We start from the raw sequence: 26,713 nt of genomic DNA, 5'->3' as shown, positions 1-26,713 counted from the left end.
TGGGGATGATACAGCGGCGGTTGCCGGCAAACTCAGCGAGATATGCTCCCGAAGCGGCGTGGGAAAGAATTGTTTTTTGAATTACCACGCAAAAACAGTCTGTCTGCGACTGTATGGGGGGCAATTTAAACGCTTATAACGTTTTAATGCAAGGAGGGATCGCAAAAGCAGATGATTATGCTAACTCTATTTTTAAGGTTGGAATTATTGACCATGCTGATGGAAAACACATGGCTAATCATGCGAACAAAAAAGCAGCAGGCGTTCATTAATTACGCGACTAAAAAGCGGCTGCAAACGAAAATGACCAGCCGAAGCTGGTCATTGGCAAGTCATGTTGACATCGCTGCGGTCAGGCGCTTTTTTTGGCAATTAAACGTTCCGGCAGTAAGAAACTAAAGCGCGTCCCTTTGCCCAGCGTACTCTCTATCTCCAGACGGCTATCGTGATGGTTAACCGCATGTTTGACAATCGCCAGCCCCAGACCGCTGCCGCCGGTTTGTCGTGACCGGGCTTTATCCACGCGATAAAAACGTTCGGTCAGCCGCGGAATATGCTCGGGCGCAATGCCCGGCCCGTTATCTTCAACGCTAAACAGCGCGCCATGCGGCGCCCGCTGCCAGCTAACGGTAATCTCCGTTCCTGCGGGGGTATGGTTAACCGCGTTGTATACCAGGTTGGAAATCGCGCTACGCAGCTGCTCTTCGTTGCCCAACACCTGCAAGGATTCATCAACCAGGAAACGCAGCGTCTGCTTCTGCTGGCTGAGCGTCTGCGCTTCGCGCTCCACCACCCGCAGCATCATCGGCACGTCGATTCTGTCATTCATCGCCAGCACCGGCGCCGCTTCAATGCGCGACAGCGTCAGCAGCTGCTTGACTAACCCCTCCATGCGCTGGGTTTGTTCACGCATGGTATGCAGCGCTTTTTCGCGCGTTCCCCCTTCCAGCACCTGCTCCTGCATCATCTCCAGATATCCCTGCAGCACCGTCAGCGGCGTGCGCAGCTCGTGGCTGACGTTGGCGAAAAAGTTCCGCCGCGCGCCTTCGAGCTGATGCATCTGCGTAACGTCGCGCGCCACCATCAGCCACTGCTTGTCGCTGTAAGGCATCACGCGGATCTCGAGATGGCGAGCCGTATTCAGCACCAGATTGAGGGGTTTTGAGAAATCCCTGTTTTTGAGGTAGTTGGCGAATTCAGGGTAGCGCAGGAGATTGAGAATATTTTGTCCGCTATCGTCCGGCCAGCGCAGATTGAGGATCTGCTGCGCCAGACCATTACACCAGAAGATGGCCCCCTCCTCCGTCGTCAGCACCACCGCATCGGGCAGCGACTCGGCGCCGCTGCGAAAGCGTTTGATCAGACTTCCCAGCTCGCGTCGGCGCTTTTTATTGCGCATCTGCATCTGGTGGAGGCCGTAGAGCAACGGTTCCCAGCTGCCTCTTCCCGGCGGCGGGGTCATACTCCGATCGACCCATAGCCACCATGAAAGACGCAGCAGATTCCAGAAATGCCAGATAAGAAGCCCGGTCACTGCCGCCAGTAAAAACCACGGCAGATAACCCAATAATGCCCCGAGAATCAGGGCCGGGATACAACATAAGAAAAGCTCAAGCGCCAGCCTTTTCCATGACAGCCGTTCCAGCACGGTTCACACTCCTGTCGAGATTCAGAAACGGGCGGAGAAACGATATCCCGTACCGCGGACCGTTTGTACCATCCGGTCGTGGCCGCTATGTTCCAGCGCTTTGCGCAGACGGCGAATATGCACATCCACCGTTCTGTCTTCTACATACACGTTGGTTCCCCAGACGTGATTCAGCAGCTGTTCGCGGCTGTAGACGCGTTCCGGGTGGGTCATAAAGAAGTGTAATAATTTAAACTCCGTCGGCCCCATGTCCAGCGGACTTTCGCCGGTCATCACGCGATGCGATGAAGGATCGAGGCTCAGCCCCTGCATTTCAATCACTTCTTCCACCGCCATCGGCGAAATTCGCCGCATGACGGCTTTGATCCGCGCCACCAGCTCTTTTGGTGAGAAAGGCTTGGTAATGTAATCATCGGCGCCGGTTTCGAGACCGCGTACGCGATCTTCTTCTTCACCGCGGGCGGTCAGCATCACCACCGGAATATCACGGGTCATCGCTTCACGCTTGAGCAGTTTAATAAACTGCAGGCCCGATCCTCCCGGCAGCATCCAGTCGAGGAGAATCAAATCAGGCCAGGGTTCATTGAGTTGATTCACCGCGCTGTCATAATCTTCCGCCTCGACGGGCTGAAAGCCGTTTTGCTCCAGAACAAAGCAGACCATTTCGCGGATTGGAGCTTCATCTTCAACGACCAGAATTCTTCTCGCCATTATTTACCCTGTATTTTTTAGCCATCAGTATAGAGTGCGGCGTCATTATGCGTCAGTTTTGTGACAGATTTATGAAGAAAATGACCGTTTGATGATAGCGGATTTTGAATCATGACAAGGACTAACAACCGATCCTCGTGGTGTTAAGGGGGCAACCGGGGGATGACGCGTATATAATGCGCCCATGCTTTTTCGTTAGGGAAGAATTATGCGCATCATCCACACCTCCGACTGGCACCTTGGCCAGAATTTTTACAGCAAAAGCCGTGCCGCCGAACATTCGGCCTTTCTCGACTGGCTGCTGACCAGCGCGCAGGAACACGAGGTCGATGCCATTATTGTCGCTGGCGATATCTTTGATACCGGTTCGCCGCCGAGCTACGCCCGCGAACTGTATAACCGCTTTGTGGTCCAGCTGCAGCAAACCGGCTGTCAGCTGGTGGTGCTGGCGGGCAATCATGATTCGGTCGCCACCTTAAATGAGTCGCGCGATATTCTGGCTTTTCTGAAAACCACGGTGGTAGCGAATGCCGGCCATTCGCCCTTTATTCTGCCGCTGCGCGACGGTACCCCCGGGGCCATATTCTGCCCGGTGCCTTTCCTGCGTCCGCGCGAGCTGGTCACCAGCCAGGCTGGACACTCCAGCGGTGAAAAGCAGCAGCAGTTGCTAAGCGCCATCAGCGACTACTATCAACAGCAGTATCAGGAAGCCTGCGCCCTGCGCGGCGATCGTCCGCTGCCGATTATCGCCAGCGGCCACCTGACCACCGTCGGCGCCAGCAAAAGCGATGCGGTGCGCGACATCTATATCGGTACCCTCGATGCCTTTCCCGCCAGCCATTTTCCGCCTGCGGACTATATCGCGCTCGGCCATATCCACCGGGCGCAGGTGGTCGGCGGCGGCGAACACATTCGCTACTGCGGTTCGCCGATCGCCCTCAGTTTTGATGAAACCGGTAAACCTAAAAGCGTCAACCTGGTGACCTTTAGCGCAGGACATCTGAGCGAGGTGCGTCCGCTGCCGGTCCCGGTCACCCAACCTCTGGCGGTGCTGAAAGGCGATTTCGCCAGCATCAGCGAACAGCTCGCTCAGTGGCGTGACGCCCCGCAACAGCCGGTCGTCTGGCTGGATATCGAAATCACCAGCGACGAATACCTGCATGATATTCAGCGCAAAATCCAGGCCCAGGCCGACGATCTGCCGGTCGAAGTGCTGCTGGTGCGCCGCAGCCGGGCCCAGCGCGAACGCATTCTGGCGGGAGAGCGGCGCGAAACGCTCAGCGAACTGCAGGTGGAAGACGTTTTTGAGCGCCGTCTGGCGCTGGAAACGCTGGAAGAGGCGCAGCAGCTGCGCCTGAAGCAGCTGTTTAACGAAACGCTGCAGAGTCTGCACGGGGAGGAGCACCTGTGAAAATTCTGAGCCTGCGCCTGAAAAACCTTAATTCGCTGAAAGGCGAATGGAAAATCGACTTCACCGCCGAGCCGTTCGCCAGCAACGGGCTGTTCGCCATCACCGGGCCGACCGGCGCGGGGAAAACCACCCTGCTGGACGCCATCTGCCTCGCGCTGTATCACGAAACGCCGCGTCTGAGCAGCGTCTCGCAATCGCAAAACGATCTGATGACCCGCGACACCGCCGAGTGTCTGGCGGAAGTGGAGTTCGAGGTCAAAGGGACGGCCTATCGCGCCTTCTGGAGTCAGAACCGCGCCCGCAACCAGCCGGACGGTAATCTGCAGGCCCCGCGCGTCGAGCTGGCGCGCTGCGACGATGGCCAAATCCTGGCCGACAAAGTGAAGGATAAGCTGGAACTCACCGCGTCGCTAACCGGCCTCGATTACGGCCGTTTTACCCGCTCGATGCTGCTCTCTCAGGGCCAGTTTGCCGCCTTTCTCAATGCGAAACCCAAAGAGCGCGCCGAGCTCCTTGAGGAGCTGACCGGCACGGAAATCTATGGCCAAATCTCGGCGCAGGTCTTTGAAAAACATAAACTCGCCCGCGGCGAACTGGATAAGCTGCAGGCGCAGGCATCGGGCGTGCTGCTGCTGAGCGACGAGCAGCAGCAGGCGCTGCAGCAAAGTTTGCAAGTACTTACTGATGAAGAACGTCAGCAGCTGGCCGAGCAGAGCCAGCTGCAAACGACGCAGCAGTGGCTGCTGCGTCGCCAGGAGCTCACCGCGGAACAATCTCAGGCCGAAACGCAGCTCGCGGCGGCGCGGCAGGCGCTGGAGGAGGCCCAGCCGCAGCTCTCCGCTCTGCAGAAGGCCCAGCCGGCTGAACAGCTACGCCCGCTGTGGAGCCGACAGCAGGAACAGACCACCGCGCTGGCACACACCCGTCGTCAGGTGGAAGAAGTAAATGCTCGCTTACATCAGCGGCTGCGCCTGCGCGCGGGCATTCGCCTTGCGGCGGGGCAGCAGATAGCCCGTTTACAGGAGGCGCATCACGCCCTCCACGGCTGGCTGAAAGAACACGATCGCTATCGCCAGTGGGGAAATGCGCTGGCAGGCTGGCGGGCGGTCTTTCAGCAGCAGGCTCGCGACGGACAGCAGTATGCCCTGATACAGCAGCGTCAGGCCGATGCCGCCCGCAAGCTGGCCGAACTGCCGACGACGACGCTGGCGCTGGATGCCGGACAGGTGACCGCCAGCCTGGCGCAGCATGCCGCCGCCCGCCCGCTGCGCCAGCAGCTTGCCGCCCTGCACGGGCGTCTGTTGCCGCTCCGTCAGCGCCTGCAGCAGCTGCAAACGCTGGCGCAGGCCCGCCGCGCGGAGCAGGAAAAGCTGGAGACGGCGCTGAATCAGCGGCGTCAGGCCTATAAAGAGAAAAATCAGCAGTTCAGCGATGTCAAAGCCATCTGTGAGCTGGAAGCGCGGATCGCCGGGCTGGAAGAAGAGCGCGCCCGCCTGCAGCCCGGCGCGCCTTGCCCGCTCTGCGGTTCCAGCGAACACCCGGCCGTCGCCGAATACCGGGCGCTGGTTCCCGGCGTTAACCAGGCTCGCCGCGAGGCCCTGGAACGCGAGGTCAAGCAGCTGGCGGAAGAAGGCGCCCAGCTGCGCGGCCAGCTGGAGGCGCAGCTGAAACAGCAAGGTCAAGAAAAAGAGGAGCAGGACTCTCTTCTCCAGCAGGAGCAAGTACTTACATCACAATGGCAGGCCACCGTCAGCGGATTAAATATTACACTGCAACCGCAGGACGATATTCCCGGCTGGCTGGAGGCGCAGCAGGAGCATGAACAGCAGCTGTACCAGCACCAGCAGCGGCTGGCCTGGCAGGCCCAGCAGCTGGAGTGCCAGCAGCAGTTACAGCAGATCCAGCGCGAGCTTGAGCAGCGTCATGCCCAGCTGGCAGCAGAGCTTGCGCCCTTCGCCCTCAGCGTCCCGCCGGCCGAGCAGGCGGCGAACTGGCTGACGCAGCGGGAAGAGGAGACGCGGCGCTGGCAGGAGCAACAAAATGAATCCGTCGCTCTGCAGGAGCAACTTCAGCAGCTGACCCCGCTGCTGGAAACCCTGCCGGAGAGCACAGAGAGCGCCGAACCCGCGCCGCTGACGGGCTGGCGTCAGGTGCATGACGATTGCCTGGCCCTGCAAAGCCAATGGCGTACGCTGTGCGAGCAGGAAAATCAGCAGCAGGAAGCGTTGCGCACCAGCGAAAAGCAGTTCACTGACGCGTTAGCCAGCAGCCCGTTTGCCGATCGACAGGCCTTTCTTGACGCCCTGCTTGATGAAGAGACGCGCCAGCGCCTGCAGCAGCGCCAGCAAACGCTGGAAAATCGCTTACAGCAAAGCAATGCCCTGGCCGTACGCGCGCGCGAAGCGCTCAGCCAGCATCAGCAACAGCCGCCGGCGGATGCGGATATCACCCGGCCGCTGGAACAGGTGCAGGTCCGTCTGCAGCAGCTGGCGCCGCTGCTGCGGGAAAATAGCGCCCGTCAGGGGGAAATACGCCAGCAGCTGAAGCAGAACGCCGAAAATCAGCAGCGTCAGCAGGCGCTCCGCCAGCAGATGGAGCTTGCCACCCGCCAGCTGGAGGACTGGGCGTGGCTCAATTCGCTGATCGGCTCTAAAGAAGGCGATAAGTTCCGCAAATTCGCCCAGGGACTCACCCTGGATAACCTGGTCTGGCTGGCAAACCACCAGCTGAATCGTCTGCACGGGCGCTATCAGCTTCAACGCAAGGCCAGCGAAGCGCTGGAGCTGGAGGTCGTGGATACCTGGCAGGCGGATGCGGTACGAGATACCCGTACCCTTTCCGGCGGCGAGAGTTTCCTTGTCAGCCTCGCGCTGGCGCTGGCGCTGTCCGATCTGGTGAGCCACAAAACGCGCATTGATTCACTGTTTCTTGATGAAGGGTTCGGCACGCTCGATAGCGAAACGCTGGATACCGCGCTGGATGCCTTAGATGCGCTCAACGCCAGCGGCAAAGTGATCGGCGTGATCAGCCACGTCGAAGCGATGAAGGAACGCATTCCGGTGCAGATTAAGGTGAAAAAAATCAATGGATTGGGCTACAGCCGGCTGGATAAAGCCTTTGCGGTGGAGTAGGTAAGCACCGTTCCCCGGGTCAGGCAGCATGCCGCGACCCGGGGCGCCGTCAGCCGGTTACAGCGGCCACAGCCAGGCCGCGCCGCGCACGCCGCTGGAGTCACCGTGAACCGCTTTGCGAATCGGCGTCTCGCACTCGCCGCCGAACACCCACGGTTTCACCAGGTTGGGCACCGTCTGATACAGACGTTCGACGTTGCTCATCCCGCCCCCCAGCACAATGACGTCCGGGTCGAGGATATTCACCACGTGGGCCAGCGACTTCGCCAGACGCATCTCATAGCGCGACAGGGCCAGCTCGGCCAGCGGATCCTGTTCTGCGACCCGCCGCATAATCTCATTTCCCGTTAGCGGATGGCCGCTCAGACGCCGATAGTCGGTGGCGAAGCCGGTGCCGGAGATAAAGGTTTCAATGCACCCTTGCTTACCGCAGTAACACGGAACTTCCGCCCGGTAGCGCAGTTCATCCTCATCCATCCACGGTAGCGGGTTATGCCCCCACTCGCCCGCGGTACCGTTGCCGCCAATGTGGGAACGGCCACTTATCGCCACTCCCGCGCCGCAGCCGGTGCCTATAATCACCGCAAACACGGTCTGCGCCCCGGCGGCGGCGCCGTCTACCGCTTCCGATACCGCCAGACAGTTGGCATCATTCGCCAGTCGCACGTCACGGTTTAAGCGCTGACTGAGGTCTTTATCAAACGGCTGACCGTTGAGCCAGGTGGAGTTGGCATTTTTTACCACTCCGGTATACGGCGAAATCGACCCCGGAATCCCGACGCCCACGCTGCCGCGTTCTCCGGTTGCCTGCTCCGCCATCGCCACCAGCGCGGCGATATTGTCGATCGTTTGCCGATAATCCTCCCGCGGCGTCGGCAGACGGTGGCGAAAGAGCTGTTCTCCCTGGTCACTCAGGGCAATGACTTCTGTTTTTGTACCACCCAGATCAATACCAATACGCACTGTACGCTCCTCTCCCCGATTAACAATGCAAGCATAGCGACAATTCGCTATCATGCCCGCTGGATTTAACGATAACGCCGTGGAAATTATCATGCTGTGGTTCAAAAATTTAATGGTTTACCGTCTCAGCCGCGACATTTCATTGCGTGCCGGGGAGATGGAAAAACAGCTGGCCGAGCTGACTTTTACCCCTTGTGGTAGCCAGGATATGGCGAAAACCGGCTGGGTCTCGCCGATGGGATCGCACAGCGATGCGCTGACGCATACGGCTAACGGCCAGATCGTGATCTGCGCACGTAAAGAAGAGAAGATCCTGCCGTCGCCGGTGATCAAACAGGCGCTGGAAGCCAGGATCCTCAAGCTGGAAGCCGATCAGGGCCGTAAGCTGAAAAAAACCGAGAAAGATGCGCTGAAAGATGAAGTGCTGCACTCGCTGCTGCCGCGTGCCTTCAGCCGCTTCAGCCAGACCATGATGTGGATCGATACCGTCAACGGTCTGATCATGGTGGATTGCGCCAGCGCCAGGAAAGCCGAAGATACGCTGGCGCTGCTGCGTAAAACCTTAGGATCGCTGCCGGTCGTCCCCCTGGCGCTGGAAAACCCGATCGAGCTGACGCTCACCGAGTGGGTCCGCTCCGGAACCGTGGCGCAAGGCTTCCAGCTGCTGGATGAAGCCGAGCTGAAAGCGATGCTCGAAGATGGCGGCGTGATCCGCGCGAAGAAACAGGATCTGGTCAGCGATGAAATCGCCGTTCATATCGAAGCCGGTAAAGTGGTGACCAAGCTGGCCCTTGACTGGCAGCAGCGTATCCAGTTCCTGATGTGTGACGATGGTTCAATCAAACGGCTGAAGTTTTGTGACGAACTGCGCGACCAGAATGAAGATATTGACCGGGAAGATTTCGCTCAGCGCTTCGACGCCGACTTTATTCTGATGACCGGCGAACTGGCGGCGTTGATTGCCAGTCTGGTGGAAGCTCTGGGCGGAGAAGCCCAGCGTTAAGATCGGGTGACGATAATAGGCATGCCTTCCCGCCGCGGCAGGAAGGCTGCTGATTACAGATAGCGGCACAGATAAGAAGTCGGCTCAGCCACCTGCAGATGGAACTCGCTGCTGCCCGGCACATTGAATACTTCACCGGCGGTATAAACTTTCCACTCGGTTTCCCCTGGCAGCAGCACATTCAGCGCGCCGCTAACCACCGTCATCTCTTCTGGCTGGGCGGTACCAAAGGTATATTCCCCTTCCGCCATCACCCCGACGCTTGCACGGCCGGTACTGCTGCTGGTGAAGCCAATAGATTTCACTTTTCCATCGAAGTATTCATTGCTTTGAAGCATAAACAAACCCTTATGATCTTTTGTTGAAACCTCAATATAGGGGGCGCTCCTTGCCCCTGTCACGCAAAATTACTCGATTACGCCATGTTAAACTAATAGTTCTGCGGCCAGTCGCGAAACCAGCACGTTTGACAACAGAACCGGCACATCCAACGCTTTTTGCAATACGTCCCGGTGATGCTGATGGTAGCCCAGACAATCCAGCACCAGCACATCGGCCCCCTGCTCCAGCAGTTCACGCCCGGCGCTCAATAAATCGCTATCGCTGCCGCTGCTCGGGTTGGCTAACGCATAGTACGGTGCGTTTTCTAAGGACAGCCATTTTTGCCGCTGCATGGGCAGCACTTCCTCGACGGGAACAATCACCCCCACCTGATGACCATCAACAATCGACGCCACCAGAGGCGGAATAATCCGCTGCGGTTCCAGTAATATGGCATTGTGCGCCGTCAGGCCACTGAGCATGTCGAAATTCAGCAGCAGGATGACGTCATATTCTTGCCTGTCGAGCATCGCGATAACATGCTTTAAATCGCGCTCGACCTTCTGCCGCGAGACCTCTGCCGGCTGGTTATCATTTAATAACGTCAGCAGGCTTTCGTCGCCGGAATCAACGGCATAATCTTGCATCACATCTTCACGCGTCATTTCGCCTAACAGGCTAATATGGGTGATCTGTTCTTCCCTGATATGTTCGGTTAAAAGCGGCAGAACTTCGGCCACCGGTACCACGCCAACGCTTAAAATTGCCATCGTTGTACTCATATCACGTACCTTTTCACTACCACTGCTTCAGCACAGGCTTACTACACACAACATCCGCCCCCCTGTTGACTAAAAATCAACCGACCAGAAGCGTAGCAGCTTCGCGCCGCCGTTGAATGTAAAGATTGAAGCGACCTCAGGTGGGTGCCTGAAAAATCCGTACCTTAGGTATTCATTAGTATGGGTGATGAATTGAAAATGTGATGAAGGCCCGGTATTCCGCTGTGCAAAAGAATTCCGGGCGCGAGGGATTATGATTTATCGGGGTCTTCATAGCGCCGTTTGGCATCCAGCGCTTCCTGCTCAGTTGGGTGTTCGCTGATCAGTGAATCGGGGGTCGGGAAATCGGCACGCAGCTGATACCAGGTCTCCCCCTGGCCCCGGGTACCTTTCTCAACGGCAACGACACGCGCTTCTCTCGGATATGGCGGTTGGGTTGGCATAGCTCTTCCTTCTTCGACCATCAGAGCTATTAAGTATAGGGGCCTCTACGCCGTTTACCGTCAGTAAAGTCTTAACTCGCCGGGCGAGGCATCCCTCTACTCGCGTGCCGCCTCGACGCATTGAGCCTCTTGCGGGGCTGAGACACCCGGCAACGTCGCCATAATTTGCCTGACGACCTCATCCGGCGTCGCCGTCGCATCGATAATATGATGCGCCGTGGCCCGATACAGCGCTTCCCTTTGCGCCAGCACCTCGCCGACTTCATCACGGACCGGTTTGCCGGTCAGCGTCGGGCGTTGCTCTGTTTTAGGGTAGGCTTCAAGGCGAACGATCAGCGCCGAAACCGAGGCCTGGAGGTAAATAACCACGCCATTTTCCCGCATGAACTGCCGGTTGCCTTCAGCCAGAATAATGCCGCCGCCGGTCGCAACGACCGTGCCCGGCTGCGTGGCGGCTTTCAGCGCCTCTGATTCCAGTTCACGAAAACGATCCCAACCTTCCTGTTGGACAATCGTCGCGACCGTACGCTGTTCACGCTCCTGCAGAGCGTGATCGGTATCGGTAAACTGGTAATTACGCGCCCGCGCCAGTGCATGGCCGACCGTCGTTTTACCACAGCCGCGTGGCCCGATGAGAAAGATTGGCAATGTCATTACCTAAGACCCCCTGGTTCCGCATGTCGCGGGAAAATGAATACGAAAAGTAAGCAATGATACCTGCAAAAACGTTGCACAATAACCGTAAAATAAACGTTACATTAATCTAAAAACCCCATTCCACCACAGAGAGCAAAAGGATTTTTCGTGTAAACTTATCATTGCATCAAGTGTTATGCCAGATTTACTTATTTCCGCGGGTTATTTTTCAATCATTGGCTGGCGTAAACGGTAACACATTTAGGTATAGCTTTACGCGACAACATATTTACAAACCGGGCCATTCGGACGCACTCTGACGCTAAATGACCTATGTGACAGAGGAATGTACCATGCAATCTGAAGAACAACGCCTTATTGATGGACTGTTTTCCCGGCTGAAAGAAGCCGGGACGCAGAGCGCTTCGCGCGATGCCAGCGCTGAGGAGCGGATTGCGCAACATATCAAAGAGCAGCCCGCGGCCCCTTACTATATGGCGCAAACGATCCTGATTCAGGAGGCGGCGATCAAGCAGCTAAACGATCGTATCCAGGCGCTGGAAAGCCAGGTGACGCAGCTGCAGGCGGCAAAACCGAGCAGCGGCGGGTTCCTTTCCGGCCTGTTTGGCGGCGGCCAGTCCCGCGTCTCTGACCCTATTCCAGGGGCAGAGCAGTACGCTCGCCCGCAGGCGAATGCACAGCCGCAGTATGCTCCGCCCGTACAGCAGCAAAACTACGCCCCGCAGGCGGCGCGTAGCGGCGGCGGCTTTATGGCCGGCGCGCTACAAACGGCAGCAGGCGTGGCCGGCGGCGTGGTGCTGGGCAATATGCTGACCCATATGTTCAGCGGCTCGCATCCGCAGGAAATCGTCAATATTATCGAAGAGCAGCCGCAGGCCGATCTCAGCCAGACCCCGGATGCCAGCGCTGCCGACGCTCCGTTCCGTCAGGAAGATAACCCGTTCTTCGCGGATAATAACACCCTGAATTCCGACTTCGACGCCGGTTTTGGCGCTGATGACTATTTCAGCGGCGATGACGATAGCTGGGTTTAACCCTGCTGGCGCGTCGTCTCCAACAGCCACTTCTCCAGCGCGGCGGCGAACTGTTGCCGGTCGCGCTGCGATAAACTATCCGGGCCGCCGGTCTGCACGCCGCTGGCGCGCATGGTCTCCATAAAATCACGCATCGTCAGCCGCTCGCGAATAGTGGCGTCACTGTAGCGCTCGCCGCGGGGGTTCAAGGCTGCGCCGCCTTTGGCCAGCACCTCCGCCGCCAGCGGGATATCGGCGGTGATCACCAGATCGCCCGGTTCGCACAGGCGAACAATTTCATTATCAGCGACATCAAAACCCTGCGGCACGCGCAGCGTGCGGATAACCCGTGACGGCGGCACCCGCAGCGGCTGGTTGGCGACCAGCGTCAGCGACGTTTGCGTGCGCTCCGCGGCACGGAACAAAATCTCTTTAATGACGTTCGGACACGCGTCCGCATCTACCCAAATAGCCATTCCGGCTCCTGTCGACGAAAAGGGAGTCATCATTGTCACCTGCTTTTGTCCCCCATGAAAGCGCCAGAGTGATAAGCTAGACAACTCACGACAAAATAAGCAAAGGGGAACGGTGATGGAGAAGAAAATTGGCTTTATCGGCTGCGGCAATATGGGTAAGGCCATTCTGGGCGGGCTGATCGCCAGCGGACAGGTACAGCCGGGTCAAATTTGGGTCTATACCCCGTCCCCGGACAAGGTCGCTGCCCTGCATAACCAGTACGGCATCAATGCGGCGCAGAGCGCGCAGGAAGTCGCCCAGGTCGCGGACATTGTCTTCGGCGCGGTGAAGCCGGGCATCATGGTGAAAGTGCTGAGCGAAATCGCTTCCAGCCTGAATAAAGACTCGCTGGTGATCTCTATCGCCGCCGGCGTCACTCTCGATCAGCTGGCGCGCGCGCTGGGCCACGATCGCAAGATCGTGCGCGCCATGCCGAACACGCCGTCGCTGGTCAACGCCGGCATGACCTCCGTTACGCCTAACGCGCTGGTCACCAGCGAGGAAATCGCCGAAGCGCTGACGATTTTCCGCTGTTTCGGCCAGGCGGAGATTATCTCTGAGCCGATGATCCATCCGGTGGTGGGCGTCAGCGGCTCCGCGCCAGCCTATGTGTTTATGTTTATTGAGGCGATGGCCGATGCCGCGGTGCTCGGCGGAATGCCGCGCGCCCAGGCCTACAAATTTGCCGCTCAGGCGGTGATGGGATCGGCGAAAATGGTTCTCGAAAGCGGCGAGCATCCGGGTACGCTGAAAGATATGGTCTGCTCGCCGGGCGGAACCACTATCGAAGCGGTGCGGGTGCTGGAAGAGAAAGGCTTCCGTTCTGCGGTCATCGAAGCGATGGTGAAGTGCATGGAAAAATCAGAGAAGCTTAGTCGCGCCTGATCCTGAAAATAAACCACGGGTGAGGCAGAGCTCACCCGTGCTCATTACACTTTTCGCTACACCTGTTTTTTCAGGCAGGCGCTCATAAATTTCTGACGATCGTCCCCTTTCAGGGACTGCTGGGTTGCCTGACCATTACATTCGCGCATTTTTTGCTGCTGCGGCGTCAGCCCCTTCCCCTCCTGCGCCGGTGCATCTTTCTTCAGACACTGGCTCATAAACGTTTTACGCTCGTCCCCTTTCAGCGACTTCGACGAGGCCTCTTTGTTACAGATCGTCATTTTTTGCTGCTGAGGAGTGGGCGTTTTTTCCGCGGCGCTCACCGCAGTCACAAAGATCACGCCAAAAAGTAGGGATACCAGTAATGTTATTTTCATCGCACCACCCTTCTGTAAGTCGATCTCTGTAAGTCTGGTCGCTGATGGGAAAAAAACCAGCCGGCGGCGATAATTCACCGCCGGCGTTGGCTTATTTCAGGCCCAGAGCGGCTTTCATGGTGTAGAACAGATCGGTCTGATCGGTTAATCCCACCACGTTAGCGGCATGCGGACCGTAGGCGGCGATGCGCAGCTGCGTGCCGGTGTGCTCCATCGACTCTTCTTCCGAGTTGCCGTAGCTGATAACCATCACGGAACCGTCTTTGGTGGTCAGCGCCTGAGTCAGACCCGGCGCTTTGGTCTCGGCGGGGATAATCTGGCTGGAGTGCGCATGGTCAGCGGTGACCACCACCAGCGTATTGCCCTCTTTTTTGGCAAACTCCAGCGCTTTTTGTACCGCTTCATCAAGATCGACGGTCTCACCAATCTGACCGCAGGGATTTGCCGCATGGTCCTGTTTGTCGATAGAAGCCCCTTCAACCTGCAGGAAGAAACCCTTCTCGTTGCGGCTCAGCAGGTTAATCGCTTTCTCGGTCATCTGTGCCAGCGTCGGAACGGAGGCGTCGCGTTTGCTATTCGGCGTGCAGGTAACCGCAGGTTTATCGATGTTACCGTGGTAAGAGGCTTTCGGCCCTTCCCAGCGAACCGGCATATTACCGTCAGAGAACAGGCCCAGCAGCGGCTTGTTCTGGTTAGCTTCGTCGATTGCCGCCAGCGAGCTGGCATCGGTCACAATCTGATAGCCGCGAGCGATGGCCTGATCGTGCAGGGTTTTTCCCTGCCATTCGCCGGCGGTGGCGGTTTCGGCGAAGGTTTTCGCGCCGCCGCCTAAGGTCACGTCCGCGCGGGCATTCAGCAGCTGTTCGGTAATGGAGCCCTTACCGCCTTTTTCCAGCGCATTGTCCGGGCATTTTTCGCTGGTTACGCTCGGGCCATAGCATTTACGTGAGGTGACGTGCGCCACCAGCGCCGCTGGCGTGGCATCCTGCAGCTCCGCCGTGGAGACGTTGCCGGTGGCAAAGCCCGCCGCCTTCGCCAGTTCAAGGATGGTCTGATGATCTTTTTCGTGGATATCGACGCCCAGCGCGCCATTATAGCTTTTCACACCGGTGGTCCAGGCGGTAGCGGACGCGGCGGAGTCGGTCACATAATCCGGTTTGCCGGTTTTCTTATCCAGAGAATAATGGGTGTACTGGCCGGTCAGCGGCAGCGCATCAATGCCTTTAAAGAAACCGCCCGCGCCTTCAGCATAATTGCGCGCAGCCGTAATTTCTGAATCGCCCATTCCGTCGCCAATCAGCAAAATAATATTCTTCGCCGGTTTGTTGATTAACGAGGCCTGGAGCGCGGCGGTCTGGTCGCCGCTTAACCGACGCGCGCCACCGGGGGCGGTGATATCGCCCTGAGCGGCACGATTCTCCAGAACCGGAGCGGCGGTGGTTTCGGCATGAATAGCCGGGGAACCCAGCAGAGGTATCAGGGCAATAAACAGGGCGCTTAATTTCACTTTTGTCGTCTCCATGTAAAAATACTTAAAAAACAAAACGAAGGAGACTTTATAAAAGTGAGATGACAGTAAAATGACAGCATCCATGTCCTGTCACAAGAACTAACTACGCGGATGCCGCAACAGCTTTTTTATATATTGCTGTAACAGCTGGGCGTCACGATCGTCTACCAGCGGGCCAGGGCTGGCCTGTTCAATCGCGTGCTCAATATCGTTAATTAGCGCCTGCTGCGCGTCCTGCGCCATATGACGCAGCAGCGCCGTCACGACTACCTCCAGCGCCTCAACCTGCACCGTCAATTCCTTTGCTTCCTCTTCCTTTTGCGCAAGGTTGACCAGTAGTTCGGCAATCAGATTCTTCATAGCACGTTATCCTTATGCGGGTTCCATTATTTGCTAGTTATGTCATACATCCGCCGTCGGATACCAGTATTATTTTTTAAAAATGATTATTCATCCCGGAATATAATAAGCGAAACGTTTTGCTCATTCTGCGCACGCCCGAGGAATAAACTCAGCACCAGAACAATACTGGTCATAACTAAATTCAATAGATAATAATAAAAAGGCATATTGCTATTCGGGTAATAACTATAGCGTATCACCATAATATATCTGATAGGCCAAATTCACGCTGTCTGGCGCGTCTTTACCGGCCAGACGAGCAATGATTATTTCACTTGCCGTTTTGCCGATGTCATAACGCGGGGTAATGACGCTGGCGATTTTCTGCAGACGCGCGCGACCGATTTCCAGCCCGTGGAAACCGGCAATGGCGATCTCCTGCGGTACCGATTTTCCCTGGGCCTGGCACTCCAGCAGCACGCCGACCGCAAGATCGTCATTGGTGCAAAAAATAGCGTCAATCTCCGGATGCGACTGCTGCATCTGCAGGAACATCTGGCGGCCAAGCGCGACCGAGGAGATGGTGCGCGGCGTCATATGATAGGCTTTCAGGCCATAGGCCGCGACGGCGCGTTCGGTACCGCGAAAACGGCTCAAATCGCGGGGATCGTCCATCGAACCAAAAAAAGCGATATGCCGCTTGCCGCTTTCCAGAAACGCATGGCTCATATCCCAGGCGGCTTTCTCATTATCAAACCCCACCTGAATATCGAGCGGCTCACCGCCAAAGTCCATCAGTTCAGCCACCGGAATACCGCTGGCGCGCACGTACTGGATCATGCGCTCACTGTGCTGTTTGCCGGTCAGGATCAGTCCGTCGATATTATACGAGAGTAAATTGAGCACTTCGCGCTCTTCACGCTGCGGATCGTAGCCGTAGTTGGCAATCAGGGTCTGATACTGATGCGCGGAGGTGACGGACTCAATCCCGGCGAGCACGTCGGCGAAAATCTGATTACGGAAGGAGGGGATCAGCACGCCTATCGTTTTACTGCGCGCGTTGAGCAAAATTTCCGGCGCCCGGTTAGGGATATAGTTGTTCTCTTCCATGACCTTAGCAATCAGCTCACGGCTGCGCTGCGATACCTGGCTCGGGTCGCGTAAATAACGGCTGACCGTCATTTTATTCAGCCCGGCCAGGTTCGCGATATCCTGTAATGTCATCCGGTTGTTTTTCATCGGGTTCTCTACGGCAAACGACGCATATGCTCGCAGAGAACCTTAACACAGCAGCTTCGTTTCTGTTAACCCGCAAGCTTCTTTGTTGTGATTAGAGGAGAGGCGCGTTCATCGTTGGCGCGTACGTGGTACATCAGCACCACCGAAGCCAGCAGAGCGATAGCCATAAAGGTATAGGACACGCCGGGTCCGCCCATCACGCCATTCAGATAGCCCACCAGCCAGGCGCCGAGGAACGCGCCGAGCGCGCCGAAGCTGTTGATCAGCCCCATCGACACGCCGGAGACGTTGCGCGGCAGCAGCTCCGGAATTAACGCAAAGAACGGGCCGTACGGCGCATACATGCAGGCGGCGGCGATCACCAGCAGCGCATAAGAGAACCAGAAGGACTGGTTGCCAATCATCCAGGAACCGAAGAAGGCAATGGCGGCAATCAGCAGCAATGGCCAGATGAACAGCTTACGATTCTGGAACTTATCCGACAGCCAGGAGACCGTCAGCATCAGGCAAATGGCCGCCAGATACGGGACCGCCGCCAGCCAGCCGACCGCCACGATATCCATCTGCGCCGCATTTTTCAGAATCGAAGGCATCCACATCATGAAACCGTACACCCCGATGCTCCACAGCGCATGGACGGCGCAGAGCATGACCACATTGCGCGAACGCAGCGCCTCGCCATAGTTGCGTACCGGCTTGATATGGCTCTGTTCGCTGTCCATCGCCTGCTGCAGGGTCTGTTTCTCCTGCGCGTTAAGCCATGAGACCTCGGACGGCTTGTCCCGCACCAGAATCCACCAGCAGATCGCCCACAGCACCGCCGGAATACCTTCAATGATAAACATTTCACGCCAGCCCCAGGCCTGGATCAGGTAGCCGGAGACGATGGACATCCACAATACCGTCACCGGGTTGCCAAGGATCAGGAAGGTATTGGCCCGCGAACGCTCGGTTTTGGTAAACCAGTTGCTGATATAAATCAGCATCGCCGGCATCACCGCCGCTTCCACCACCCCGAGAATAAAACGAATCGCCATCAGCATCGGAATATTGCTGACAAACCCGGTCGCCGCCGCGCAAAAGCCCCATAAAACCAGGCTGCAGAAAATCATTTTACGTACGCTGCGTTTTACCGCATATATCGCACCGGGAACCTGGAAAAAGAAATAACCCAGAAAGAATAACGCGCCAATAAGCGATGCGGTCCCTTTGGTAATGCCTAAATCACTTTCAATTCCCGCTGCGGCGGCAAAACCATAATTCGCGCGGTCGAGATAGGCCAGACTATAGGTAATAAAGATAATAGGCATTAAATACCACCAGCGACGCGCTGGTAATTTCGCGAGCATTTGCATATGCCATCCTCAGATTATGTGCATAATCAAACTGGTTTAATTATTTTATTATTCGTCGTCTTTCCGCGGGTTAAGACCGCAGACGAGAAAGACGACGAGCGCTTCACACGGCGGCAAGCATCCCGCCATCGACAAACAACAGGTGGCCATTCACAAAATTTGCCGCCGGGGAGGCCAGATACACCGCAGCGCCAATTAATTCTTCCGGTTTCCCCCAACGCGCGGCCGGAGTACGCTGATATAGCCAGGCGGAAAACGCCTCATCATTGACCAACGGCGCGGTCATTTCTGTCGCGAAATAACCCGGAGCAATCCCGTTGACCTGAATATTATATTCCGCCAGCTCGACGCACATGCCGCGGGTGAGCATTTTGACCGCCCCTTTCGATGCGGCATACGGCGTAATGGTCTTGCGACCTAATTCACTCTGCATCGAACAAATGTTAATTATTTTCCCCGCCCGACGCGCCATCATATATTTGGCCACCTGCTGCGAAACGAGGAACACGCCCTTCTGGTTGACCTCAATCACCCGATCCCACTCCTCCTCAGGGAATTCGCTAAACGGGTAACGACGCTGAATACCGGCGTTATTGACCAAAATATCAATCGCGCCGATCTCCGCCTCAATGCGGGCGATCGCCTGTTCAACTTCCGCCGAACGGGTGACGTCAAAAGCGACCCCTACCGCACGATAGCCGAGGTCCACCAGCGCCTGCGCCGCGCGATCCGCTTTCTGTTGCGTCCGGTCATTGATGACGATCTCCGCCCCGTACTGCGCCAGGCCTTCGGCCAGCAGGTTACCGATGCCGCGGGCTGAACCGGTGATCAATGCGCGCTTGCCGGATAAATCGAATAGATTCTTCATAAAATCTCTTTTTTAAGTACTGTTATGCGTAACTGTATACGCGTAACAGTAGACATTTAAAGAGGGAGAGACAGAGAAATGATTAATTTGTGATCAGTGCGACATTTACGCAAAGAGAGGCGCTGGATGCGGCATCGGCGCCTGGCGCGCCAATGCCGGGAAAGAAGAGACTAGGCGGCGCGACGACGGCTGCGGCGCAACATCACGGCCAGCTGCCAGAGGTTGATCAACACGATAATCGCGGTGGCGATAAAGACCCAGCGGAAGCCGGCCATCGCCGATACCGATGCGCCAATCAACGGCCCGACAACATTTCCCAGATACATAAACGACTGGTTGTAACCGAAGATACGCCCGGTGACGTTATCGCTGCTGTACTTGAGCAACAGGGTTTGCACCGCCGGCAGCATCGCCCCGTCGGCAAAACCCAGCAGGAAGCGCAGGACGCCGAGCTGCAGCGGCGTGGTCACGAACGACATGGCAAAAAACATCACCACCGCGCAGCACAGCGTCGCCAGCAGAATGCGCGCGGTGCCAATCCGATCGCCGAGTTTCCCCAACCGCGGCGCGGAGATCAGCGCGGAAACCCCGGGCACGGCGGCAATCATCCCGGCGAGAAACGCAATATTGTTGCTGTCCGGCGCCATCGATTTAATAAACAGCGCCAGAATCGGGCCAATGGAGCCGTTGCAGAGCTGAATCACCAGGGTGGTGAAAAACAGGCTAATCATCAGCCCCGGATAGGGTAGCGAAGCGAACACCTCTCTGCCGCTTAAACGATCGGCTTTGCTGGTCTGCGGCCGTACTCCCTCTTTAATCAGAAACAGCGTGACGAGGAAGCTCACCGTCAGCAGGATCGCGGTGATAAAAAAGACCGCCCGCAGGCCGACATGGTCGGCAAGGAAGCCGCCCAGCAGCGGCCCGCCGATCACGCCGCTAATCTGCGCCGTCGATAGGGTGCTGAGCGCCCAGCCGCTGCGCTCGCGCGGTACCTGGGAGGCCACCAGCGCCATGGCGTTCGGAATATAGCCGGAGGTCAGTCCCATCACCGCGCGCAGGATAAAAAGCTGCCAGACGTTGGTGGCGAAGGCCTGCAGCAGAATGGCCACCGCCATCCCCAGGGAGGCGCGCAGCAGCATCAGCTTACGCCCTTTACGGTCCGCCAGGCTGCCCCACATCGGCGAAACGATGGCCGAAACGAGGAAGGTGACGCTGAACGTCAGCCCCGACCACATCGATAAAGCCTCATGAGAGGTCACGCCCAGTTGGGAAACATAGAGCGGTAGAAAGGGGAGAATTTGGCTAATCGCCAGGCCGGTGAAAAAGCAGCCAAACCAGACGGAGATGAGATTGACCTTCCAGGATTCCATAACTACACGTATTCATTAATTTTTTGTGAATTATTACCTAGCTTAGCAATTTCCATCCGTCGACGTATTACCAGAGATGCGCTGGCGATGAGTTTAGTGTTTTATGACATTTGACTCCCATCGGGCGAACAATTTCGTGGTGAAATGCCACATAAGCAGTACGTTATCCCTAAGTTATCGCCCATACGGCGTGCGGTACGAGGAGATCCGTTCAAAAGCAGAAACGCTGCCCGCGCATCCCGAGATGGAAATGGTTGGCATGAGCGGCATTATATTCCGGCCCCAGCGCGTTGCCGAAGTAGTGGCAGCCGTTCGCCAGCAGCGTTTGCAGCCACGGATGATATTCCGCGTCCGGCCAGCCCTTCAGCACGCTGATGCGGCGGCCATCGGCTAAGCGAAAGCCGCTGATATCCAGCGCCTCCGCCGTCGCATGTTCGCTGCGCGGCGCGTTCTGGCGATGATAGATGTTGCGGCAGGCAAAGCTGCCAAGATGATCGATTTGCCGGAGATCGCTCGCCAGCATCCGGCGGGTCAGCGGTTTCGCCTGCTGTTCAACGTACAGCGCGCTGCTTAGCGCCAGCGAACAGCTGGCGAGGAAACTGCTGCTCAGTTTGACCGTGCCGAAGTCGCGTACCCGCACCACGTTTTCCAGCGGGCACGCGCCCCCGCTGTCGGCAGCGGGCTGGCTGGAGATGAGCCGTCGACGATTCGCCTCCTCCAGCAGACCGGCGCACTGCGCGGGCGTCAGTCGCCGCAGCTTGAACTGGCTGATAGTCCCCGGCGGGTCTTCCAGACGGAGCGGCGCCAGCGGATTATACGACGGGGGAAGATAACGATATCCGACGTAGCCGGCCGCCAGTAGCGCCAGCACAGCGATAAGACCCTTTCCTTTCACGCCGCCTCCCGTCGCTTTGCAATGTGAATATTATGGCAGCCAGGCGGCGCTTACACATGCTATGTTATGCGTTTTGTTGTCATCAGGATGGAAGTTGAAATGGCTAAGATGAGGGTTGGGATCGTTTTTGGCGGTAAGTCGGCAGAACACGAAGTGTCGCTGCAGTCGGCGAAGAATATCGTTGAAGCGATTGATAAGACGCGCTTCGACGTGGTTCTGCTGGGGATTGATAAACAGGGGCTCTGGCATATCAACGACGCCGGTAACTATCTGTTAAATCCGCACGATCCCGCCCGTATTGCGCTGCGTCCCTCTGACGTCACTCTGGCGCAAATCCCGGGCCGCAACGCACAGCAGCTGATCGATGCCGACAGCGGCCAGCCGCTGGCAGCCATCGACGTCATTTTCCCGATTGTCCACGGTACGCTGGGTGAAGACGGCTCGCTGCAGGGCATGCTGCGGATGGCTAACCTGCCCTTCGTCGGTTCCGATGTCCTTGGCTCCGCGGCCTGCATGGACAAAGACGTCACCAAACGTCTGCTGCGTGACGCCGGCCTCTCTGTTGCCCCGTTCGTCACCCTGACCCGCGCCAACCGCCAGCAGTTCAGTTTTGCTGAAATTAAAGAAAAACTGGGCCTGCCGCTGTTTGTGAAACCGGCAAACCAGGGTTCTTCGGTTGGGGTCAGCAAAGTGAATAGCGAAGAGCAGTACCAGCAGGCGGTGGCGCTGGCCTTTGAATTCGACCACAAAGTGGTGGTTGAGCAGGGGGTTAAAGGCCGCGAGATCGAATGCGCGGTATTGGGCAACGACTTCCCCCAGGCCAGCACCTGCGGCGAAATCGTGCTGAACAGTGAATTCTATGCCTACGATACCAAGTACATTGACGATCAAGGTGCCAAAGTGGTGGTTCCTGCGGCCATCGATAGCGAAGTCAACGACAGCATCCGCGCTATTGCCGTGCGTGCCTACCAGACGCTGGGCTGTAGCGGAATGGCGCGGGTGGACGTGTTCCTGACGGCAGATAACGAGGTTATCATCAACGAAATCAATACGCTGCCAGGCTTTACCAATATCAGTATGTATCCAAAACTGTGGCAAGCCAGCGGCCTGGATTACACCAGCCTGATCAGCCGCCTGATTGAACTGGCGCTGGAGCGCCATGCGGCAGACCGCGCGCTGAAGACCTCGATGAATTGATGGTTTCCCCCCGGGTTGCGGCGCGCGGCGTCGTACCCGGGCTAACGGAAGAGATCCCCACAGCCCGGTAAGCCAGGCGCAGCCGGGGAAACCGGCCCCTTACGCTTCCTCAACCTGGCGACGGCGGATAATTTTTCCCGCAATCCAGAAGCTGATCACCCAGGTGACCAGACCGACGGCGTAGGATTGCCAGCCCTGAGTCTCCAGCCCCAGCAGCCCCACCACCCCGTTCAGAATAAAAATCAGCCCCAGCGCAAAGGCGTAGTAGTGCCAGTCCCAGCGAATTTTTTCAGTGAGCTTCATAACCACTCCGACAACAAAAAAAACATCTTCGCACACCCGGAATCCGCGGTCTGTAGCCCCGCGGAGAATTATCAAACATTGAGATATTGCTCTAAATTCGACAAAAATTGTCGCCAGCCGACACAATGAGGAAAACAGGAATATTCCTGGGTGGAAATTACCAGCAATCCGATACTGCCAACCTCCGGCCGCTGCCAGAATGATCGCTAAGTAGCAGGTGTAAAACCCGCAGGTCAGTGAAGTTCGGAGGGTCAAATGGCAGAGTTCGCCTTTTCAAAATCAATTATCGGCGGCAAAAAGAGAGGGCCACTCACCAGCAGCAATATCGCCTACGCCCTGTTCGTGCTGTTTTGCTTCTGGGCCGGGGCGCAAATGTTGAGCATGCTGGTGCATGCCCCCGGCGTGTTCGAACACCTGATGCAGGTCCAGGACAATGACCGTCCCCGGATTGAGATCGGCCTGGCGGTGGGCACCCTGTTCGGCCTGATCCCCTTCCTGGTCGGCTGCATGCTGGTCGGGGTGCTCGGGCTGATCCTACGCTGGCGCAACAACCGCTAGTTGCGCGCCATGCAGCTGGCGCGCCGTTCATCAACGCGTTTGGCAAACCAGGCGGTTGTCAGATTACGCGTAATTTTCGGGCTCTCAAGCTGAATTCCCGGCAGCATCTCCCGCGGTAACGCCTTGCCCGCTTTCTTCTCCGCCAGACGATAAACCTGCTGGTACAAATCGGTTTTTTCAAACGCCAGGCTATCGCCCTTTTTCAGCTGGCGGTGGATATCATCATCGCTCATCGCCAGCTGCCCGGCTAACCGCCGCACCGCCAGCTCGGTCGTGCCTGCTTCATCGCTGTCATAACGAATTAAATCGCCGTCCAGCGCCAGCCTGACGCCGGTCGCTTTACTGACCGCATTCTGGAATGCGGCGTTGCGGCTGGCGTACCAGCCGGCGTTGAAATCGGCAAAGCGGTACAGCGGTACGCTGTAGTTGGCCGGGTAGTTCAGCAGATGATAGGTGCCGAACCACAGGCCGCCGCGCAGGCTGAACACCTCCTGGCGCACGGTGCCGTTGATTTTCCACGGATAGCCGTCGGTATGCTGCTGGGCAAACGCAATACTCACCTGCATCGGGCCGCCGGTATGCACCGGATTGAGCGAGCCAAAGAGCTTCTGCCCCATCGGCACCATGCCGATAAAATCATCAAACACGGCGCTGAGCTGCTTTTCGGTTTTTACGCCATCCAGGCGCTCACTGTAGCTTTTGCCATCAGGCGACGGAATTTTTAGCGCGGTATGCACGAGGAAAACCGGGATGTGCATCTTCTCCGCCCGGCGGTCTATCTCCTGCCAGGCGATTTTATTCAGCCCCGGCACCAGCGGATCGGATTGGTAGTTCGATTCCTGCTGCGCGACGGCCAGCACCGAACAGACGTTCTCTTCCGTCGGCGCCAGCTTCTGGCTGGCGAAGGTTTTCGCGATCGCCTGCGCCCATTGCTCGCGGTCTTTGACGCTGGCGGGCATTTTTTGCCGCACCACCGCCGCCACATCAACGGCCTTTTCGCCTTTTTTCACTACCGGAGCCTGCTGGCTGGTACAGGCGCTCAGCACCATCCCGGCCAGTAACGTCAGGGCGCATGGCGCGATCCGTGGCCCCGCTGTCGCCCTGCTCTTTCCTTGTCTATGCGTCATCCTGCAATCTGCCTCTGCAATTAGGTTGAGGTATCCGTCATTAATTCAGCGTTTGCGTTACCGGCTGCAGCTCTTTGCCATCGAGCTCGCGTTCAAAGCTGCGCAGACGTTTGTAGATCGACATCAGTTCCACCAGCGTCGTCCACGAGCTAATCAGATACTGGAACGAACCGCGCACCTGACCAAATACGTTAGTAATCTGCGTCATCAAACCGAGGGTAATCGTACCGGCAACGATCGACGGAAACAGCAGGAACAAGCCGAAAACGTTATCCACCTGCAGATAAAGAATACGGGCGATGTTGAAGTACATGTAGTGGAAATAGAGTCGGAAATAGTTGCGCCGCACGGCGCTGAACAGCTCGCGTACCGTCGGCGGCGTGGCGCGGGATTCATCATCTTCGCCATAGACCAGCTCTTTACGATACGCCGCCTCCACCCGCTGGTTTTTAAATTCCAGTCCCGGCAGCTTAATCCCCACCACCGCCAGCAGGCCGGTCCCCATCAGCGACCACACCACCGCGGCAATCACCAGGCCATACGGCAGATGGCCGACAATCGGCAGGTCCGGCACATGCGCGGACAAGGTGACCAGCACCGGCAGGAAGGCAATCAGCGTCATCACGGCGTTGATAAAGCTCACCCCCATGTCCTCAAGCGTGGAGGCAAAGCGCATAGTGTCTTCCTGCACACGCTGGGCGGCGCCTTCGATATGGCGCAGGTGATGCCAGTGCGCCATATAGTGTTCGTTCATCGCGGTACGCCAGCGGAAGACATAGTGGCTGACGAAGAAGTTATTCATAACGCCAATAATCACCGCAATGATCGCGATGCCAAGGAACACGCCAATCTCCTGATAGAACTGGTTGATACTGACTTTGTGCGGCGTGGCCAGCGCGGTCTGAATCAGATCGTAGAACGGAGCGTACCAGGCGTTGATCGCCACCCCGACCTCCACCAGAAACCAGGTAACGAAGATAATCAGCGAGGTGCCGAGGATGGACCAGTACTGCCAGCGGTGCGGGCTATAAGTAAACCAAAACAGGGCAAAAACGCCGACGCAGAACACGTAGTAGGCGTAAAACAGCAGATAGTTCAGCGACCAGAACCGCGCGGCGCTGATGGCCACATTTTGCGAGGCTCCGGTTAAACGCAGCAGCCAGTCGCCGCCGCCCGCCTGCCAAAAGATCACTGCCAGCAGCGACCAGATAAAGGCAGAGAGAAAAAACGGCCCTGGTTTAGGGAAAAAAGATTTAAACATCATGCACTCCTGCTAACTTCTTTATCGTTATGGTTATGCTGTGTACCACAAAAACGCCCGCCGCATAACGGGTGCGGCAATGAAAGGCGACCGGATGATGAGACCGAATATCAGCAGCTTAGTTCGTCTGCCATGCGCGCAGAATTGTTTCCACGGGTTTCACATGTAAAGGATTGCCAGGGACGGTCAGCGTACGCCAGACCTCGTTGTAGTGGGCGATTAGCGTTTTCGCCTGCGCCGCGGGACGGTTGGCGGTGGTGTGCGCATCTTCGGCAACGGTGATGGCATAACCCCGGCTGGCGCCGTTCTTGATGGTGGTATCGACACAATAGTCGGTGGCGCAGCCGCAAATCACGAACTGGCCGACGTTCAGGTCGCGCAATACCTGCGTAAGACGGGTTTTATAGAACGCATCGCAGGCGGTTTTGGTGACATAAAGCGATCCTGCCGGTTGCTCCAGCTCCGCCAGCAGGGCAAAACCTTCGCTGCCCTCTTCCAGGCCGCCGTCCTCGGCGTGTTGAATAAAAATAACGCGATCTGCGGCGCGTATCAGATGGTTAATTTGTGCGACGCAGCGCGCACGCTCAATGCGCGGGGTCGCAAAGACGCCATTTTGCATATCTACTACCATTACCACCCGTTGAGCCGTCATATCTCTCTCACCATCCGCTTAAACAAACGCTAATCATACCCGCCCGCCGGGTAAAGCGGATATCCGGATGCGTAAAAAAGTCCTTTTTACGCACCGTTACGTTTTTCCGCAAAATATTGACGTTATTCCCACCTTGCTCTGCCTCGCTTCGTAGTATAAATACGCCTTATATCTC

The 26,713-nt window shown here is 57.2% G+C and carries 27 protein-coding genes; 7 read left to right on the top strand and 20 right to left on the bottom strand.

Features of this window, described 5'->3' with window-relative positions; genetic code table 11:
• Positions 1–352: 352 nt before the first annotated feature.
• Together phoR and phoB are read right to left on the bottom strand one after the other, a co-directional pair.
• Positions 353–1,648, bottom strand: coding sequence for a phosphate regulon sensor histidine kinase PhoR (gene phoR / locus EDF73_RS08800; protein ID WP_132728371.1), 1,296 nt, complete (start codon positions 1,646–1,648; stop codon positions 353–355).
• A gap of 21 nt (positions 1,649–1,669) precedes the next feature.
• Entirely contained in the window at positions 1,670–2,359 is a 690-nt protein-coding gene (gene phoB, locus EDF73_RS08795) for a phosphate response regulator transcription factor PhoB (protein ID WP_004204861.1), read from the bottom strand.
• Between the two features lie 208 nt (positions 2,360–2,567).
• On the opposite strand from phoB, the gene sbcD reads away from it, so the two are divergent.
• A complete protein-coding gene (gene sbcD / locus EDF73_RS08790; RefSeq protein WP_132728369.1) occupies positions 2,568–3,770 on the top strand; it encodes an exonuclease subunit SbcD in 1,203 nt (400 codons plus the stop codon).
• Positions 3,767–6,901 (top strand): exonuclease subunit SbcC, encoded by a 3,135-nt coding sequence (gene sbcC, locus EDF73_RS08785; protein WP_132728367.1) that lies wholly within the window; start codon positions 3,767–3,769, stop codon positions 6,899–6,901. Before sbcD ends, sbcC begins: the two co-directional genes overlap by 4 nt.
• 57 nt (positions 6,902–6,958) lie before the next feature.
• Here the strand turns inward: sbcC and mak are convergent, their stop codons facing one another.
• Positions 6,959–7,864: a fructokinase gene (gene mak, locus EDF73_RS08780; protein ID WP_165905681.1), complete on the bottom strand. Its 906-nt coding sequence runs from the start codon at positions 7,862–7,864 to the stop codon at positions 6,959–6,961.
• A gap of 91 nt (positions 7,865–7,955) precedes the next feature.
• Between mak and rdgC the strand changes: the two genes are divergently transcribed.
• Complete coding sequence (rdgC, locus tag EDF73_RS08775; RefSeq protein WP_132728363.1) at positions 7,956–8,867, top strand: recombination-associated protein RdgC; 912 nt, start codon at positions 7,956–7,958, stop codon at positions 8,865–8,867.
• Positions 8,868–8,920: 53 nt separating this feature from the next.
• On the opposite strand, the gene ppnP is transcribed toward rdgC, so the two are convergent.
• From ppnP to aroL, 4 genes are all read right to left on the bottom strand, one after another.
• A complete protein-coding gene (ppnP, locus tag EDF73_RS08770) occupies positions 8,921–9,205 on the bottom strand; it encodes a pyrimidine/purine nucleoside phosphorylase (protein WP_041144262.1) in 285 nt (94 codons plus the stop codon).
• A gap of 87 nt (positions 9,206–9,292) precedes the next feature.
• Entirely contained in the window at positions 9,293–9,970 is a 678-nt protein-coding gene (locus EDF73_RS08765; RefSeq protein ID WP_132728361.1) for an AroM family protein, read from the bottom strand.
• 251 nt (positions 9,971–10,221) lie between these two features.
• Positions 10,222–10,413, bottom strand: a complete 192-nt coding sequence (locus EDF73_RS08760) for a YaiA family protein (protein ID WP_132728359.1) — start codon at positions 10,411–10,413, stop codon at positions 10,222–10,224.
• A 96-nt stretch (positions 10,414–10,509) separates the two neighbouring features.
• On the bottom strand, positions 10,510–11,067 hold the full coding sequence (aroL, locus tag EDF73_RS08755; RefSeq protein WP_132728357.1) for a shikimate kinase AroL: 558 nt from the start codon (positions 11,065–11,067) through the stop codon (positions 10,510–10,512).
• A 335-nt stretch (positions 11,068–11,402) separates the two neighbouring features.
• On the opposite strand from aroL, the gene EDF73_RS08750 reads away from it, so the two are divergent.
• Complete coding sequence (locus tag EDF73_RS08750; protein WP_132728355.1) at positions 11,403–12,104, top strand: DUF2076 domain-containing protein; 702 nt, start codon at positions 11,403–11,405, stop codon at positions 12,102–12,104.
• On the opposite strand, the gene EDF73_RS08745 is transcribed toward EDF73_RS08750, so the two are convergent.
• Positions 12,101–12,559, bottom strand: a complete 459-nt coding sequence (locus tag EDF73_RS08745) for a YaiI/YqxD family protein (RefSeq protein WP_132728353.1) — start codon at positions 12,557–12,559, stop codon at positions 12,101–12,103. The genes EDF73_RS08750 and EDF73_RS08745 overlap by 4 nt on opposite strands.
• Positions 12,560–12,674: 115 nt before the next feature.
• Between EDF73_RS08745 and proC the strand changes: the two genes are divergently transcribed.
• Positions 12,675–13,484, top strand: coding sequence for a pyrroline-5-carboxylate reductase (gene proC / locus EDF73_RS08740; RefSeq protein WP_132728351.1), 810 nt, complete (start codon positions 12,675–12,677; stop codon positions 13,482–13,484).
• Positions 13,485–13,540: 56 nt separating this feature from the next.
• Here proC and psiF read toward each other — a convergent pair whose 3' ends face one another.
• The 8 genes from psiF to EDF73_RS08700 all read right to left on the bottom strand — a co-directional run bounded on the left by psiF (position 13,541) and on the right by EDF73_RS08700 (position 21,440).
• Positions 13,541–13,861, bottom strand: a complete 321-nt coding sequence (gene psiF, locus EDF73_RS08735; protein WP_132728349.1) for a phosphate starvation-inducible protein PsiF — start codon at positions 13,859–13,861, stop codon at positions 13,541–13,543.
• A 91-nt stretch (positions 13,862–13,952) separates the two neighbouring features.
• Positions 13,953–15,383 carry an alkaline phosphatase gene (gene phoA, locus EDF73_RS08730; protein WP_165905680.1) on the bottom strand — a complete coding sequence of 477 codons (1,431 nt, stop codon included), beginning with the start codon at positions 15,381–15,383 and terminating at the stop codon, positions 13,953–13,955.
• 87 nt (positions 15,384–15,470) lie between these two features.
• Positions 15,471–15,731 (bottom strand): anti-adapter protein IraP, encoded by a 261-nt coding sequence (gene iraP / locus EDF73_RS08725; protein ID WP_004858488.1) that lies wholly within the window; start codon positions 15,729–15,731, stop codon positions 15,471–15,473.
• A 228-nt stretch (positions 15,732–15,959) separates the two neighbouring features.
• Complete coding sequence (locus EDF73_RS08720) at positions 15,960–16,952, bottom strand: substrate-binding domain-containing protein (RefSeq protein WP_132728347.1); 993 nt, start codon at positions 16,950–16,952, stop codon at positions 15,960–15,962.
• Between the two features lie 65 nt (positions 16,953–17,017).
• Positions 17,018–18,307 carry an MFS transporter gene (locus tag EDF73_RS08715; protein WP_132728345.1) on the bottom strand — a complete coding sequence of 430 codons (1,290 nt, stop codon included), beginning with the start codon at positions 18,305–18,307 and terminating at the stop codon, positions 17,018–17,020.
• Positions 18,308–18,410: 103 nt separating this feature from the next.
• On the bottom strand, positions 18,411–19,175 hold the full coding sequence (gene idnO, locus EDF73_RS08710) for a gluconate 5-dehydrogenase (protein WP_132728343.1): 765 nt from the start codon (positions 19,173–19,175) through the stop codon (positions 18,411–18,413).
• A 170-nt stretch (positions 19,176–19,345) separates the two neighbouring features.
• Positions 19,346–20,545 carry a multidrug efflux MFS transporter gene (locus EDF73_RS08705; RefSeq protein WP_132728341.1) on the bottom strand — a complete coding sequence of 400 codons (1,200 nt, stop codon included), beginning with the start codon at positions 20,543–20,545 and terminating at the stop codon, positions 19,346–19,348.
• Positions 20,546–20,756: 211 nt separating this feature from the next.
• Positions 20,757–21,440: an extensin family protein gene (locus EDF73_RS08700; RefSeq protein ID WP_132728339.1), complete on the bottom strand. Its 684-nt coding sequence runs from the start codon at positions 21,438–21,440 to the stop codon at positions 20,757–20,759.
• 99 nt (positions 21,441–21,539) lie between these two features.
• On the opposite strand from EDF73_RS08700, the gene ddlA reads away from it, so the two are divergent.
• The gene (gene ddlA, locus EDF73_RS08695) at positions 21,540–22,637 is read left to right on the top strand and encodes a D-alanine--D-alanine ligase (RefSeq protein WP_132728337.1); all 1,098 of its coding nucleotides are present in this window, start codon (positions 21,540–21,542) and stop codon (positions 22,635–22,637) included.
• Between the two features lie 99 nt (positions 22,638–22,736).
• Here the strand turns inward: ddlA and EDF73_RS08690 are convergent, their stop codons facing one another.
• Positions 22,737–22,940, bottom strand: a complete 204-nt coding sequence (locus tag EDF73_RS08690; protein WP_132728335.1) for a DUF2754 family protein — start codon at positions 22,938–22,940, stop codon at positions 22,737–22,739.
• A gap of 255 nt (positions 22,941–23,195) precedes the next feature.
• Here EDF73_RS08690 and EDF73_RS08685 point away from each other — a divergent pair, with 255 nt between their 5' ends.
• On the top strand, positions 23,196–23,498 hold the full coding sequence (locus EDF73_RS08685) for a DUF2755 family protein (protein ID WP_132728334.1): 303 nt from the start codon (positions 23,196–23,198) through the stop codon (positions 23,496–23,498).
• On the opposite strand, the gene EDF73_RS08680 is transcribed toward EDF73_RS08685, so the two are convergent.
• The 3 genes from EDF73_RS08680 to EDF73_RS08670 all read right to left on the bottom strand — a co-directional run bounded on the left by EDF73_RS08680 (position 23,495) and on the right by EDF73_RS08670 (position 26,538).
• Entirely contained in the window at positions 23,495–24,625 is a 1,131-nt protein-coding gene (locus EDF73_RS08680; protein WP_165905679.1) for a DUF1615 domain-containing protein, read from the bottom strand. The two genes, EDF73_RS08685 and EDF73_RS08680, sit on opposite strands and share 4 nt — an antisense overlap.
• Before the next feature lie 40 nt (positions 24,626–24,665).
• Positions 24,666–25,886, bottom strand: coding sequence for a peptide antibiotic transporter SbmA (gene sbmA, locus EDF73_RS08675; RefSeq protein ID WP_132729002.1), 1,221 nt, complete (start codon positions 25,884–25,886; stop codon positions 24,666–24,668).
• A 118-nt stretch (positions 25,887–26,004) separates the two neighbouring features.
• Positions 26,005–26,538, bottom strand: a complete 534-nt coding sequence (locus EDF73_RS08670) for an isochorismatase family protein (protein WP_132728332.1) — start codon at positions 26,536–26,538, stop codon at positions 26,005–26,007.
• Between the last annotated feature and the right edge of the window lie 175 nt (positions 26,539–26,713).

This window comes from Klebsiella sp. BIGb0138 (assembly GCF_004342285.1).
GTDB lineage: Bacteria > Pseudomonadota > Gammaproteobacteria > Enterobacterales > Enterobacteriaceae > Klebsiella.
The sequence above is the reverse complement of the archived record's forward strand: the minus strand, read 5'-3'. Positions and strand labels throughout refer to the sequence as shown.